The organism is Paraferrimonas haliotis, assembly GCF_002282895.1.
Classification (GTDB): domain Bacteria; phylum Pseudomonadota; class Gammaproteobacteria; order Enterobacterales; family Shewanellaceae; genus Paraferrimonas; species Paraferrimonas haliotis.
Genome location: NZ_NRRB01000004.1, coordinates 253,455 through 265,220 on the forward strand (window position 1 = coordinate 253,455; position 11,766 = coordinate 265,220).

General features: G+C 43.4%; 20 protein-coding genes, 4 tRNA genes and 1 pseudogene. 5 read left to right on the forward strand and 20 right to left on the reverse strand.

The genetic code is table 11. The features are described 5' to 3' along the window. Positions 1-29: 29 nt before the first annotated feature. The 9 genes from CLC91_RS10180 to CLC91_RS10220 all read right to left on the reverse strand — a co-directional run bounded on the left by CLC91_RS10180 (position 30) and on the right by CLC91_RS10220 (position 4,838). On the reverse strand, positions 30-368 hold the full coding sequence (locus tag CLC91_RS10180; RefSeq protein WP_095500378.1) for a hypothetical protein: 339 nt from the start codon (positions 366-368) through the stop codon (positions 30-32). 153 nt (positions 369-521) lie between these two features. Beyond that, positions 522-1,301 (reverse strand): Rossmann-fold NAD(P)-binding domain-containing protein, encoded by a 780-nt coding sequence (locus CLC91_RS10185; protein WP_095500379.1) that lies wholly within the window; start codon positions 1,299-1,301, stop codon positions 522-524. A gap of 153 nt (positions 1,302-1,454) precedes the next feature. Then, a complete protein-coding gene (locus tag CLC91_RS10190) occupies positions 1,455-1,838 on the reverse strand; it encodes a VanZ family protein (RefSeq protein ID WP_095499025.1) in 384 nt (127 codons plus the stop codon). Positions 1,839-1,877: 39 nt separating this feature from the next. Beyond that, a complete protein-coding gene (locus CLC91_RS10195; protein ID WP_095499024.1) occupies positions 1,878-2,234 on the reverse strand; it encodes a nuclear transport factor 2 family protein in 357 nt (118 codons plus the stop codon). Positions 2,235-2,367: 133 nt separating this feature from the next. After that, positions 2,368-2,508, reverse strand: a complete 141-nt coding sequence (locus CLC91_RS14980) for a hypothetical protein (protein ID WP_158220724.1) — start codon at positions 2,506-2,508, stop codon at positions 2,368-2,370. Positions 2,509-2,549: 41 nt separating this feature from the next. Next, entirely contained in the window at positions 2,550-3,020 is a 471-nt protein-coding gene (locus CLC91_RS10200) for an energy transducer TonB (protein WP_095499023.1), read from the reverse strand. A 13-nt stretch (positions 3,021-3,033) separates the two neighbouring features. Next, positions 3,034-3,468, reverse strand: coding sequence for a hypothetical protein (locus CLC91_RS10205; protein ID WP_095499022.1), 435 nt, complete (start codon positions 3,466-3,468; stop codon positions 3,034-3,036). A 38-nt stretch (positions 3,469-3,506) separates the two neighbouring features. Beyond that, positions 3,507-4,223: a hypothetical protein gene (locus CLC91_RS10210; protein ID WP_095499021.1), complete on the reverse strand. Its 717-nt coding sequence runs from the start codon at positions 4,221-4,223 to the stop codon at positions 3,507-3,509. A gap of 336 nt (positions 4,224-4,559) precedes the next feature. Then, positions 4,560-4,838 carry a hypothetical protein gene (locus tag CLC91_RS10220; protein ID WP_095499019.1) on the reverse strand — a complete coding sequence of 93 codons (279 nt, stop codon included), beginning with the start codon at positions 4,836-4,838 and terminating at the stop codon, positions 4,560-4,562. 195 nt (positions 4,839-5,033) lie between these two features. Between CLC91_RS10220 and CLC91_RS10230 the strand changes: the two genes are divergently transcribed. From CLC91_RS10230 to CLC91_RS10245, 4 genes and pseudogenes are all read left to right on the forward strand, one after another. After that, complete coding sequence (locus tag CLC91_RS10230; RefSeq protein ID WP_095499017.1) at positions 5,034-5,282, forward strand: type II toxin-antitoxin system Phd/YefM family antitoxin; 249 nt, start codon at positions 5,034-5,036, stop codon at positions 5,280-5,282. Next, a pseudogene (locus tag CLC91_RS10235) lies at positions 5,272-5,564 on the forward strand (type II toxin-antitoxin system RelE family toxin). The gene CLC91_RS10230 and the pseudogene CLC91_RS10235 overlap by 11 nt, the downstream one beginning before the upstream one ends. A 99-nt stretch (positions 5,565-5,663) precedes the next feature. After that, positions 5,664-5,906 (forward strand): type II toxin-antitoxin system ParD family antitoxin, encoded by a 243-nt coding sequence (locus CLC91_RS10240; RefSeq protein WP_095499016.1) that lies wholly within the window; start codon positions 5,664-5,666, stop codon positions 5,904-5,906. Then, complete coding sequence (locus tag CLC91_RS10245) at positions 5,903-6,202, forward strand: type II toxin-antitoxin system RelE/ParE family toxin (RefSeq protein WP_095499015.1); 300 nt, start codon at positions 5,903-5,905, stop codon at positions 6,200-6,202. Before CLC91_RS10240 ends, CLC91_RS10245 begins: the two co-directional genes overlap by 4 nt. A gap of 64 nt (positions 6,203-6,266) precedes the next feature. Here CLC91_RS10245 and CLC91_RS10250 read toward each other — a convergent pair whose 3' ends face one another. The 8 genes from CLC91_RS10250 to CLC91_RS10285 form a co-directional block, all read right to left on the reverse strand. Further along, entirely contained in the window at positions 6,267-7,031 is a 765-nt protein-coding gene (locus tag CLC91_RS10250) for a DAPG hydrolase family protein (protein WP_095500380.1), read from the reverse strand. 48 nt (positions 7,032-7,079) lie between these two features. Beyond that, on the reverse strand, positions 7,080-7,346 hold the full coding sequence (locus CLC91_RS10255; protein WP_095500381.1) for a Txe/YoeB family addiction module toxin: 267 nt from the start codon (positions 7,344-7,346) through the stop codon (positions 7,080-7,082). After that, a complete protein-coding gene (locus CLC91_RS10260; protein ID WP_095499725.1) occupies positions 7,339-7,593 on the reverse strand; it encodes a type II toxin-antitoxin system Phd/YefM family antitoxin in 255 nt (84 codons plus the stop codon). Before CLC91_RS10260 ends, CLC91_RS10255 begins: the two co-directional genes overlap by 8 nt. A 219-nt stretch (positions 7,594-7,812) precedes the next feature. Beyond that, positions 7,813-8,154, reverse strand: a complete 342-nt coding sequence (locus CLC91_RS10265; RefSeq protein ID WP_095499726.1) for a hypothetical protein — start codon at positions 8,152-8,154, stop codon at positions 7,813-7,815. An 84-nt stretch (positions 8,155-8,238) separates the two neighbouring features. Beyond that, a complete protein-coding gene (locus CLC91_RS15225; protein ID WP_095499727.1) occupies positions 8,239-8,535 on the reverse strand; it encodes a hypothetical protein in 297 nt (98 codons plus the stop codon). 103 nt (positions 8,536-8,638) lie between these two features. Continuing rightward, positions 8,639-8,911 (reverse strand): hypothetical protein, encoded by a 273-nt coding sequence (locus CLC91_RS10275; protein WP_095499728.1) that lies wholly within the window; start codon positions 8,909-8,911, stop codon positions 8,639-8,641. 671 nt (positions 8,912-9,582) lie between these two features. Beyond that, positions 9,583-9,669: transfer RNA gene (locus tag CLC91_RS10280), tRNA-Leu, on the reverse strand. A gap of 6 nt (positions 9,670-9,675) precedes the next feature. Then, positions 9,676-9,749, reverse strand: a tRNA-Cys gene (locus CLC91_RS10285). 186 nt (positions 9,750-9,935) lie between these two features. On the opposite strand from CLC91_RS10285, the gene CLC91_RS10290 reads away from it, so the two are divergent. Further along, the gene (locus tag CLC91_RS10290; RefSeq protein ID WP_095499729.1) at positions 9,936-10,883 is read left to right on the forward strand and encodes a gluzincin family metallopeptidase; all 948 of its coding nucleotides are present in this window, start codon (positions 9,936-9,938) and stop codon (positions 10,881-10,883) included. 39 nt (positions 10,884-10,922) lie between these two features. On the opposite strand, the gene CLC91_RS10295 is transcribed toward CLC91_RS10290, so the two are convergent. The 3 genes from CLC91_RS10295 to pgsA form a co-directional block, all read right to left on the reverse strand. Continuing rightward, a tRNA-Leu gene (locus CLC91_RS10295) sits at positions 10,923-11,009 on the reverse strand. Between the two features lie 6 nt (positions 11,010-11,015). Beyond that, positions 11,016-11,089 (reverse strand) — tRNA-Cys (locus CLC91_RS10300). A gap of 122 nt (positions 11,090-11,211) precedes the next feature. Further along, entirely contained in the window at positions 11,212-11,760 is a 549-nt protein-coding gene (gene pgsA, locus CLC91_RS10305; protein WP_095499730.1) for a CDP-diacylglycerol--glycerol-3-phosphate 3-phosphatidyltransferase, read from the reverse strand. Positions 11,761-11,766: the final 6 nt, after the last annotated feature.

The following is an 11,766-nucleotide window of genomic DNA, read 5'->3' on the forward strand; positions in this document are numbered from 1 at the left end:
ATTGTCTCCACTGCGATTCACGGTCGTTGCTATGACAATGATTTACTACCTTGTTTGAATTCTAACTTTGCTCTATCAAAGAGTGTAATAAAGCTCGAATCTTTCTCTAGCTTAAGAAATATCGACATGGTCGTATCTTCAGGCAGTTCGTCGATAGGCTCGAATTTAGTTACCACCGAAAAGTTAATCTCTTTCGGGGTTTCTAAGTGCATTGATTTTTGTAGCTCGTAAAAGTCACGAATGGCTTCGGGTGATAACGCTAAAGTATACTCGGTCCTTGCAGGAATGGATGACAACCAACCTTTTTCTTCAGGCAAGTCTTTTTGTGATTCTAAGGTTAACTGGGTCGTGTCGAGGTTAATTAACATCGGCTAGTCGACCTGAATGCTCGCGCATCCCGAAAGCGTGTATGCCAATAGTAAGGTTATAAAAATACGCAAGGTAAATCCTCCATGATTATATTGTGTCTTTTGTTAGCTGAGCCGGCATTAAGCGAGCCTTTAGTAATACTGTATTAGCTCTTAAAACACTAGGTTAAACGCGTATGGCATCTTTTGCGAAACGCTCGCCATTGATTTAGTTGCCATTAACTCAGCGATATAGGCTCCTAAGTCATGTGCATACAAAGAGTAGCCTTTGCCTGCACGGTAATTACTTTTATCTTGCACAAAGTCTATGGCCACATTACTTGCTTTACCGAGGCTTATGGTGCCTTGCTTGGCGTCGTCCGGCTTTATGCCACCGCACCGGAACACCGTCCAGTTAGGATAACTGGCGTTAGACAAAAATAACGCTTCATCATAGTTGTCTTGCAGTGCTGGAAACAACACCCTTGACGTTTTAGAAAACCATCGTTGATAGAAATACAAGTTTGTGTTGTAGCCATCGAAATAATCGGGCCCACAAAAGCTAACAATATGTGGCTTTATAACTTGCTCGCTGCCAAGTGCAACAAGGGTTTTGGTTAGCGAAGTGATGGGATGTTGCCAGGTGCGATTAATCTTAGACCAAGGTTTCCAAGAGAGCTTGGGCGAGGCGCAATTGAATACCGCACAGCACCCGTCAAGCGGCTTTGCCAACCCATTAGCAAGTTCACCATTGCCTGCGAACAAATCCATTGTGTATACGGTTAAACATTCGTTTGTGTTGTCAATATTGCGTTGTAGCAACAACCTATTAAGCTTGTTCGCATCCTTGACAACCGCATTGACCTTTACACCTTTGGCGATTAGGTGACTCGTGAGCGCTATGCCAATGGTTCCGGTCGCGCCAAGCACGCACACCGATATTGTCTGATTCATCTATTTAAACTTCTCAATTTTTGGTTTGATCTATTGTCGGCAGCAACCATTTCTTAAAGCGAATGTGTAGCCGTTTTACTTACCCTCAGCCATTATCGTGTTTATTTAGTACGATATAAACGGCTCTTTCATAGGGAAGCGTCTACCCACTCATCATGTCGATGTTCGCCTAGCCATAACACTCGAAAGCCAACTAAAAACAATAATTCCCGTTACATTAGCGGCGTAGTCGTATATATCGAGCGTTCTGCTCGGCATAAAGTGCTGGCTTAGCTCTTCTGCACTCACAAACACTAAAACAACAGCACTACCCCAAAATACCTTGAGCTCGCCTAGCACAAATGTCTTAAACTTACAGGCAACATTAAAACTGAGTGTCAGTAACCCGAACAGGCTAAAATGCCCGAGTTTGTCGCCGTAAGGAATTTGACGTACAAGATCAAAGAACACGCTACTTTGACCAGTATTGGCGAGGTAGATGATCCAGATAATGAACAGAAAGAAGCTTGCTGTTATTGCTACTAGCAGTTTATGCATAACACCTGCAGTGTTTTTCTAGACTCTATACAGCCACTATTAATTGGGTATTGGAAGACCCTGTTGCTTTAAAAAAGACAACTTATCCCAATACCCCCGTTGAAATACTATTTCGTTATTTTGAATGTGAAAAAAACCACACCCTCGTAAACCAAGAGGGTCTCGCCACTCTAGAATCGCCCATTCACCATCTTGAAAGATGTTCTCTACGATACAAACCATCTCTGCGGAAGAAAAATCTGCTTCAAACATTGCACGGATAGCATTAATACCTTTAACTGGTTCGTTGGCTACTTGGTGGTTTATGGCGTCATCGGAATAAAAGCCAACAAGCCGCTCAACATCTGCGTCATTAAAGGCATCAACCCAAAGTTTAACCAAGCTTTTTGGTTCCATAGCGCACTACCTCCTCAGAAAATGGCTTCGCTCGAATGGGCAAAATTAGCGAATGCTTTTGCAAAGAAAGACCGTTAGCTGCAAGCAGTTTAAGCTTTATCTTGCTCTAATCTTTTAGCGAGCATCAGCCTTGTTAGGATTTATCCTGGCTTTCCAATGATGCTTTAAGCTCTTCAAGTTCTGATGTGAGCTTCGCGATGTCTTTTTTCGCTGTTGTCGCGATAGATAATCCTGCTAAACCAAAAATAAACCCGAGAATTCCCATAGCTTCCATTATGTTCTCCTTGTTACGATTACAATTTGTAAACTGCGCCACTAGCGTTTCATGCTATACCCAACTGAATAAACAACGTCCTCACCAACGCATTGTTCGTTGTTAACCGGTTTAGGTTGCGAGCAGTGGCCATCGCCAGTCTCTAAACAGAACTGGAATTGGGTATTAGTCTTAACTGGGGCTTGAATGATACCTTGCGGTAAGTCAGACCATTTCCACTTAGTCACGTTGAGCTTCGCTTGTTTTGCAAAGTATTTACTCGTTGAGTAAACGACTTTAACATCTTCGATTTGGTAATCGGGTGTAATAACATACTCAACAGATGCGCAGCCTTCTTTGCCGGCTCTCGCTTCTTCAATCGGATACATAGGCGGAAACCGTTCAAGTTTTTCCCATTTCTTGGAAAGCAATTCTGCTTCAGTTAATTGCACATCTTGATATTGGTCGCTGGGCGTACTTTTACAACCGACTAAAGCAACAGCACCTATAATGGGCAAAATATATCGATTCATTCAAAACTCCTTTTTAGCTGTTTTCATTAGTTGTGGTGGAAACAAATTTTTGATTGACCTCCCCTGTATACATCAATGCCAACAAGACACCTTCTAAAACTAATGCAATATCTCTAAACATGGCTTCCAGACTCGTCATGACCACTGGCCCTGATGCTGGATAGAGCGGAATAAACGCCACTAGCAGAATGACGTATAAGGTTCTGGCCCACGATTTAAACTTCCATAATCCAATAGTTGATATCAGCAATAACAATAAAACTGTTGGCACGAGCAATAGAAGAAATAATGCCTTTCCTTTCGACATTTCCTGTGATTCGAGTTGTGCCATATAGTCTTGTAAAATTTGAGGCAGCGTATCTAACAAACTGATACCCGCAACCACTGAGGTGATTGAGGCCATTAAACTGGCAATTAATATGAATCTGAACAATGAGGTGGGAGACATCTTTACTCCTTGGTTTTTTATTATTTTGGGTTAATTACTTACTCGGTAACATTAGCGTTTCTGACTCTTCGATATCGCATTGATAGCAAAACAAGAATACCGCTTAAAAGTCCATTACTGATGCCGCCATTTATGCCTAGGGAAACAACAAGCGGCCTTAGAAATATTAAATTTAAAGCCAAAGTCGGTAGTATTAAAATCGTAAACGTTTTCAGTTTGATAAATGCCTCGAACGGTTGGTTACACTGCGGACATACTTTCCTCTTCCCCCAAGAGTTGGCGGTTTTAGAAAATAACCCTATTTTATGTTCACACGTTGGACACTTGAAGAATTGCTCATTCGCTTTAAAAGCGTCGACAGGGTTTTCATTTTCCGACGGCTCTGAAGGCTTTGACTCCACAACCCTTACTCTCCAGAACTCAAAGCTTTTGGGTATAAAGGCAACAGCGAAAAACAGTGCCGAAGGCATGAGCCAATACCAATACAAGTCGATAGGCACAATGCCAAGTTTTGGCAATATAACGCGTGTGAAAACCCCAATCACAACGCCGAAGAACAACATTGTTGCCCAGTGAAGTTTGGGCTGCTGTGAAAAATATCGACCAGCTAAGTAAGGAAGAATCCGAAGAAAGTCCATGACGACTGAAACGCAGATTAATAAAGCATATTGACCACTCGTTAGCGTATCCTCTAATGGAATACCGAGAATAATGTATAGCCCAACAACGGCATACCCTAAAAATAAATAAAGCATAGAACTCCTTTCTTTAACTCGACCTGACTTCTCCAATGTGCCAGGTAACTTTACTTGTTGTATATGCCGACTTAAGCACTAAAGATTACGAAGAGCGCTCTAAGACCAACCAACAAAATAATCAGCCCGACTAGGACGCCAATGGGAAGAAGGTATTTTCTTGAAATTGCTGCGGTTTCTTCAACCCCATACTTGTTTACCAGCAATCTCGCCTTTGGGCTGGTGCTAAGATAACGTCTGAGTCTCGCCCCATTCGTCATATGTAAGACATTTCTTACAACGAAGAAGGAACCCGCTAATATGCAGATAACCGGAAGTATAAGCGCTTCATTCATGCTAATTTCTCTTTGTTATTTCGTTGTTGTTTGCTGTACCTTTATACCCTGCTTTAAAGGTATCAATGGTTTTAGGACAATGTTTATATGCCACTTTGTACAACTCTCTAAATTCCTCTTGCTCGTTTGTGTGAATCGACCATATTTCATAATCAGGATTTTCTAGGTGTTTATCTAGAGTATCTAAAGTGTATGCAATCGAGTCGGCATCGAATTGTCCACTTGCTGCCAAAACTCGTTCCAGTTCTTCTTTAAGGTCTTTCGTAGTTTTAGTAATCATCTTTTTCTCTATGGTGGCGAACGCTAAGCTAAGGTGTGAGCAAAGCAATACCTTGGCCTCCGCATAATACCTTAAACACATAAACCGACGCATAGTAAAAATGCCACGCGTTGCGAATCACTCTTAAGCAAATTGTTATACCGCTTGGTTGAGGCTAAAATGACCAACATAAAGACCACTTAAGAGACCTATTACATGACCGCTAGAATTTTAGCCGATGTTGCTGCAAGCATTACTGAGTTGAAAGCTAACCCTATGAAAGTTGCAACTAGTGCTTACGGCGAACCTGTTGCTGTATTAAACCGAAATGAACCAGCATTTTATTGCGTACCTGCCGAAGCGTACGAAATGATGATGGACAGACTCGAAGATCTTGAACTACTCGCTATAGCCAAAGAGCGTGAATCTGAAGAGAGCATTTCGGTAAGTATTGATGACCTATAAACTCGACTTTAAAAAGAGCGCCCTCAAAGAGTGAAAAAAAAGCTTGGTTCTACTCTGCAACAACAATTTAAGAAAAAGCTAATCGATCGCTTAGATAACCCACATGTTCCGGTTTCAAAACTATCTGGAGCTGGCAACATGTATAAAATTTAGTTGCATCACTCGGGCTACCGTCTCGTCTACAAAGTTGAAGACGATGTCATCATTGTAACCGTCTTAGCAGTTGGAAAGCGCGAACGTAGCGATGTTTACCGTAAAGCCATGAAAAGGTTAGATGACTGATTGCTGCCCCCCCCTTTACTGACTTGTTGTGTGGCACTTGCAACAATTAAGGATCGATACCATAATTAGGTACTACTAGGTATCATCCGGAGTCCCATCATGGCAAAAAACACTAGCATTACTCTTGGCGATCATTTCGATAGCTTCATAGCGAGCCAACTACAGAGCGGCCGCTATGGTTCCGCGAGCGAAGTTATACGTTCAGCGCTGCGCTTGCTAGAAAATCAGGAAACTAAGCTCAACACTTTGCGTCAACTATTGGTAGAAGGCGAAGAAAGCGGAACAGTCGACTATGACCTTGATTCACTTATCCATGAACTAGATGCCGAAGATGCTATATGAAGCCGTTCCAACTCACCCTTCAAGCTAAGTCAGACCTAAAGGATATTGCTCGGTTTACTTCTCGAAGATGGGGGCGAGAGCAACGTAATGTTTACTTAAAGCAATTCGATGAGTCTTTTTGGCTCCTTGCAGAGAATCCTGACATAGGCAAAGCGTGTAACGATATTCGGCACGGCTATCGAAAATTTCCTCAAAGCAGTCACGTCATTTTTTACAAACAAATTGGCAGTCAGCAAATTCAAATCATCAGAATTCTGCACAAGAGTATGGACGTCAATCCTATCTTTGGCGCATAACGCTACCAGTAAGCGGCGAGCGGAGCGAGTCCGGCGACCAACGGGAGCGTACTTGATTGGTTTGTTAGCCGTGCTCCTTTTGCATATCGCGATATAAAGTAGGTAAGAACTTTACGAGGTGATTCATTTCTTCAGAGCAGTGACGCAGCAAATCAACCGCCATTTGATCACTGACGATTTTTTTACGGAAGAAAAGTGTATTTGAAATACGAGATACGAGGTTACTAACCAATGGCATTCTCGGTTTGAACTCTCCTAGCCAAAACATACTTCTCATTATACATCCATCATCGGTTGGGTGAATGTAGTGGACTAGGTAACCAGCATCAGTATTCAGTAAACGGTTAGCAGTGACACCACATATTGCAGTAGAACCATGACTGTAGGCGTCAACTAAGCCAATTCGTTGCGGTTCAAAGAAGCTAATTGCCAAGCGGTGGAGGCTCTTACCAATATACTCATTAACAAATGAGGTGTTACCGATGTACTGCGCCCTACTGTTAGTGAGTTTCGATCTATTATCTTTCACTTTGGCCTTTTGGTGAGCATTAGGGTGCCATAATTGATAACGTTCCGAATATGGAAGATGCCAGCCAAACCACCAGTCAATCATGTCAGCTGATACTTCAGGCATCAGTGTTTCGCAGGTGACTAGAACTTTTCCAGACTTGGAGCGAAAAGCCTTATTCTTTAGCTCCTCCCAATTATCTAAAATTTCATTAGCCGATGTGACCTTTGGGAATTCCGACTGCTGAACTCCATGTGATAACGCTAGCTCAACCACTTCAGGCACTGGCTTTAGTGGTAACTTGTATTTATCTAGTATCATTGATGCCCCTTTTAACTACCTTGTTAGCTGTGCTACGAAGAGCGTATTCTAGTAGTGATAACGACACGAAATAATAGCTATAGCCTGATCATCTACAGCATAAACTAATCGGTTTGTATCATCGATTCGACGGGACCAAAAACCAGACAAATTTTCCTTTAATGCTTCGGGCTTTCCGATCCCATCAAACGGCGAACGTCGGACGTCGTTTATGAGTTTATTGATTCGCTTGAGAGTCTTTTTATCCTGAGATTGCCAGTAAACGTAGTCAGACCAAGCTTCGTCAGTCCAAGAAAGAAGACGCTGACTACTCATCAACTAGCTCTCTCGCAACTGTCTGTCCAACGCGGTATTGCGCGATTGAACGACTCAAGTGCTCAGCGTTCTCGGGAGAGCGAAGCAAATAGACAGTCTCCATCAGACTGTTGTAGTAGTCTAATGACATTACAACGGCATCCTCTGAATCTCTTCGCGTTATTACGGTTGTGTCCGCATCGTTGACAACCCTGTCAAGAACGGCCTTTAGACCGTTCCTAGCTTCTGTAAAAGATATGATTTTCATAGTAACTCTACATGTACATTAAACGAGACAAGTATAGTGTCTGCCGAACGACATGTACAGTTAACGGAACATAATATAACTTGAGGCAGCTAACGCCTCAATAACAGGCTGACTGGACTTTGTGACTTTTGCGATAAAATGGCGAAGCCATTGCAAAAGACGCAAAGTGTAGGCAGTCCTGCGGAAGCCCAGAGGGCTGAAGCGAAGTTGATTGACTTGTTAAGTGTTTGCGCACAATTTTGCATAAATTACCTGTTGCTCTACTTCGGAGGCATTTTCATAACGCTCGAATAGACAAAACCAATAAAGTCTTTCATTTACGGTCATGCCGCCGATACCTGAAATTGCAGCAGTTTTGAAACTAGCCCAGAGCCTATAAAGATGGCTATGGGTTTCTTCATTGGATATCCATGAGTTACCGAAAAATTTTTCTATTGAATCAGCCAGCTCTATCACATTCGTATTATCAGACTTCCAATTTTTGAGGTGTGAAGCTAAACGAGCAATTACTTCATCGCTTGAATATTTTCTCACCTCTTCAATATACTCGTCGTAATTCATATAGACACTTAACGCCAAGGTAGTGAGCGGACCACGCAGTGGGTCGTCCAGCCGAAGGCGCCATTGACCGCCTTGTTAAGTGTTTTACTTGGCACAGATGCCTGCCTTTACTTCACTGGGTACATTAACCCATTGCGTTGAATTCACTAGTACTAGCTTAATGCTACAACTATGAGTAACTTTTACTATGTGATGAAACCAATCTGCATAACTCCACTTTCTAGGCGCTGGCGCCTTGAATGACTTGCGCTCATTGTCCCAGTATACCTCCGACGCCTCTCTATAAATCATTTGGTATCCAGGCTTGCCGCCACTAGCAAGAACAATATGCATCTCTTCATTGTCGAGTATCTCTACTTTAGATATTTCTTCGATTTCCATAGACACTTAACGCCGTGCACAGCGGCTGGCGAAGCTGGCGATTTTTGTGCGGAACGCACAAAAAGTGACAGGTTTGACAGACCGTTGCTGCACCTTGTTATACCTATTCTGTTAGACGCCAGGGGCCTGACTCTGAGACACGAATAATTTTACCCTCAGAGGCCAATTCTTGAACAATAGCTGATACCCAGTATTGTTGATTTGATGAGGTTGTTTTAGGGTAATCTCCCCAATCAAAACCACATGCTCTAAATATTGCGGCAAGTTTCATGCCCTCTGCTGTAGGCTGACACAATGGATTAGATTGCATAAAATCTAGAACTAAAGCTTTTGATAAAGCTCGAATTTCATTTCCACGATCTTCGAATGTGCTCATAGTTTCCTCTACTCTCAAATTCTTCCTAAGGTATAACAGCTTATTATATTGAATTCTTTGTAAAGCCCGTCTCGATGGGTCGATTTTCCCACGTAACTTCCTCTACCCCTTAGTAAAAAGCCACTTGGCTCTCTTTTATCTGCCCATATTTCATGAGCCTTGGTTGTTATAAATGAGCTGGCTTGGCAGTTAACGCTGCTTAGGCGTTAAGAAACATCCTATTAAATCATACTTTTGGGCGATGTTCCGTGTTTGTAATCATGCCTTACCATTCTCTCTTTGTTTTTCTGAATATTAGCAATGACAAGGTGTTACAAATGAGTTTTAACACACACACCGGCAATGGGTCATCGCTACATTGCGAACTGCATATAGTGGAGTCAAATTTTAGGTTGTAAAGGAGTCTAACGGGGCATGCCATTTCGGATACAATTTCAATCGATACGCATGTTTTTGGAGAGCAATATCGTTGCGAGAAAAGCCGTGCTAATGCAATTGTAAAGTCATTAAACAATAATGCCATAAACGATTTTAGCCACGCTTCCGCCCGCCCGAATCACGAGTAACGTCCGTTGTTTGCAGATTTTTCCTTAACTTTGATTAACCTAACAGCTTTTTTGACCGATGGCTATAGGCGCAAAAAAGCCACCCGAAGGTGGCTTTTTCTAATATGGTGCCCAGGGCCGGACTTGAACCGGCACGAGGAAATCCTCGAGGGATTTTAAATCCCTTGTGTCTACCAATTTCACCACCCGGGCATTGAGTGGAGGCGCGACCCGGAGTCGAACCGAGATCGACGGATTTGCAATCCGCAGCATAGCCATTCTGCCATCGCGCCTTTGTGTTAAGCTTTAACTTAACGAGGACGCATTCTACTTGGAATCGGATCTCTGTCAACTGCCCGTTGCTTGAATCGAGTGCGTTTGCTGTTTTTTTATCTAACTCTAAAAGCATAATGCTAACCATGGCACATTATCTGTGTCGATAGCGATCCATCGCAGCGAACGGTTACGTATGCATTACTATGAAAAAGCCCAACCAACAATTTCGATTCATCCGTACTCTATTGCTCTCGTCTGCGCTATTAATAGGCTTATTAATCCAAAGCGCGCTCGCTAACGATAAGGTACAAATCGACATTCGTTATCAACAAGCCACATCGACAGCTGAGCAACAACAGATAGAGCAATGGCTTCAAGGTTTAGTTGACTCGGTGGCTCACGCACTAGGTCGTTTTCCTCTCGATCGTGTGCAATTTACCGTATCTAAAACCACAGGCGCCAGAGAGCCGATCCCTTGGGCTGAAATTAAACGCGGCCGCGTTGAAGGTATTCGCTTTACCGTAGATTTACGTCATGGCGAGAAAGCCTTGCAAACGAATTGGACCGGTTACCATGAAATCGCTCATTTAATGATCCCCTACCCTGGCTATCAAGACATTTGGTTATCCGAAGGCTTAGCCAGTTACTACCAGCAAATGCTCCGTATTGGCTCGGGTCAACTTAGCGAACAACAAGGTTGGCAGGCGCTTTATAATGGCTTTGTTCGTGGCAGCAAGGACAACCGCAACGATCACTTGTCGCTGCAACGTCTGAGCCCCAAACTTCATCAAACTCGAAGCTTTATGCGCGTCTACTGGTCTGGAGCCGCATTTTATTTAGAGCTGGAAGCCTTGTTACAACAGCAAGGCGATGCTGGCTTACTCAGGCGCATTCGTGCTTACAACGATTGTTGTCGTTATTCTGGTATGCGAGTAAGTGGAGAACAGCTCATTAAAGCCATTGCCGCTGATAGAGACGATGTCAAAGCGCTCTACCGAGACCATCAACAGCGTCGTCGCCTCAACCTACCCATTAAAACCTTAGCGTATTTTGGAGTCACTATTAACGACGGCAAAGTAAGCTTAAACAAGGATGAAGAGTACCGCATGCGGCGCCAGCGTTTGTATCAAATCGAATCGCAATGGGAGTGAGATAGCAAAAAGGCCACCCGAAGGTGGCCTTTTCTAATATGGTGCCCAGGGCCGGACTTGAACCGGCACGAGGAAATCCTCGAGGGATTTTAAATCCCTTGTGTCTACCAATTTCACCACCCGGGCATTGAGTGGAGGCGCGACCCGGAGTCGAACCGAGATCGACGGATTTGCAATCCGCAGCATAGCCATTCTGCCATCGCGCCAAAGCGGAGAGGCTTGCCTCAACGCCCGACGAATTCTACCTACATATTGCTTAGTGTCAACCGTCAAATGCGATGTTTTATATCAACTGCAGCCTTTTTAATCGACTGAAGCAGATTTCAGGCTATTTGCGTATCAAATCTTTCCAAGCAGCGGCGATATAGACCCACATAGAGGTTAACGTAAGTATCGTCGCCGCGTACAAACATAGTACTGCAAGATTAATAATGAGACTGTTGTGTTGCCAAATTAATCCGGTAATGGCTACCATTTGCACTGCGGTTTTGTATTTGCCTAATCGAGACACGGCCACGCGACCGCGTTTGCCAAGCTCAGCCATCCATTCCCGCAATGCCGAAATAACTATCTCTCGACAAATCATAATCAGCGCTGGCAAGGTAATCCACCACACCGAATAATGGTCAACCAACAAGACTAAAGCCGTTGCAACCATCACTTTGTCCGCCACGGGATCTAAAAACGCCCCAAATTCGGTGGACTGGTTAAGGCGTCTTGCCAGATAGCCATCAAGGTAGTCGGTAAATGAAGCCAATACAAAAATGAGCGCGGCAGCGAAATACGCTGACTCAAACGGAAGATAAAACACCCCTACAAACACTGGAATGAGTATGAATCGAAATAAGGTTAGCGCTATGGGTATATTGAGGATCATTAGACA

What these genes read in the sequence shown, in the direction of transcription:
- CLC91_RS10190 (WP_095499025.1), bottom strand. Translation starts at nt 1,838, where the DNA reads ATGCATAAACTGCTAGTAGCAATAACAGCAAGCTTCTTTCTGTTCATT.
- CLC91_RS10210 (WP_095499021.1), bottom strand. Translation starts at nt 4,223, where the DNA reads ATGCTTTATTTATTTTTAGGGTATGCCGTTGTTGGGCTATACATTATT.
- CLC91_RS10250 (WP_095500380.1), bottom strand. Translation starts at nt 7,031, where the DNA reads ATGATACTAGATAAATACAAGTTACCACTAAAGCCAGTGCCTGAAGTG.
- CLC91_RS10240 (WP_095499016.1), top strand. Translation starts at nt 5,664, where the DNA reads ATGGCAAAAAACACTAGCATTACTCTTGGCGATCATTTCGATAGCTTC.
- CLC91_RS10260 (WP_095499725.1), bottom strand. Translation starts at nt 7,593, where the DNA reads ATGAAAATCATATCTTTTACAGAAGCTAGGAACGGTCTAAAGGCCGTT.
- CLC91_RS10290 (WP_095499729.1), top strand. Translation starts at nt 9,936, where the DNA reads ATGAAAAAGCCCAACCAACAATTTCGATTCATCCGTACTCTATTGCTC.
- CLC91_RS10245 (WP_095499015.1), top strand. Translation starts at nt 5,903, where the DNA reads ATGAAGCCGTTCCAACTCACCCTTCAAGCTAAGTCAGACCTAAAGGAT.
- pgsA (WP_095499730.1), bottom strand. Translation starts at nt 11,760, where the DNA reads ATGATCCTCAATATACCCATAGCGCTAACCTTATTTCGATTCATACTC.
- CLC91_RS10205 (WP_095499022.1), bottom strand. Translation starts at nt 3,468, where the DNA reads ATGTCTCCCACCTCATTGTTCAGATTCATATTAATTGCCAGTTTAATG.
- CLC91_RS10185 (WP_095500379.1), bottom strand. Translation starts at nt 1,301, where the DNA reads ATGAATCAGACAATATCGGTGTGCGTGCTTGGCGCGACCGGAACCATT.
- CLC91_RS10220 (WP_095499019.1), bottom strand. Translation starts at nt 4,838, where the DNA reads ATGATTACTAAAACTACGAAAGACCTTAAAGAAGAACTGGAACGAGTT.
- CLC91_RS10200 (WP_095499023.1), bottom strand. Translation starts at nt 3,020, where the DNA reads ATGAATCGATATATTTTGCCCATTATAGGTGCTGTTGCTTTAGTCGGT.
- CLC91_RS15225 (WP_095499727.1), bottom strand. Translation starts at nt 8,535, where the DNA reads ATGGAAATCGAAGAAATATCTAAAGTAGAGATACTCGACAATGAAGAG.
- CLC91_RS10275 (WP_095499728.1), bottom strand. Translation starts at nt 8,911, where the DNA reads ATGAGCACATTCGAAGATCGTGGAAATGAAATTCGAGCTTTATCAAAA.
- CLC91_RS10255 (WP_095500381.1), bottom strand. Translation starts at nt 7,346, where the DNA reads ATGAGTAGTCAGCGTCTTCTTTCTTGGACTGACGAAGCTTGGTCTGAC.
- CLC91_RS10195 (WP_095499024.1), bottom strand. Translation starts at nt 2,234, where the DNA reads ATGGAACCAAAAAGCTTGGTTAAACTTTGGGTTGATGCCTTTAATGAC.
- CLC91_RS10180 (WP_095500378.1), bottom strand. Translation starts at nt 368, where the DNA reads ATGTTAATTAACCTCGACACGACCCAGTTAACCTTAGAATCACAAAAA.
- CLC91_RS10265 (WP_095499726.1), bottom strand. Translation starts at nt 8,154, where the DNA reads ATGAATTACGACGAGTATATTGAAGAGGTGAGAAAATATTCAAGCGAT.
- CLC91_RS14980 (WP_158220724.1), bottom strand. Translation starts at nt 2,508, where the DNA reads ATGGAAGCTATGGGAATTCTCGGGTTTATTTTTGGTTTAGCAGGATTA.
- CLC91_RS10230 (WP_095499017.1), top strand. Translation starts at nt 5,034, where the DNA reads ATGACCGCTAGAATTTTAGCCGATGTTGCTGCAAGCATTACTGAGTTG.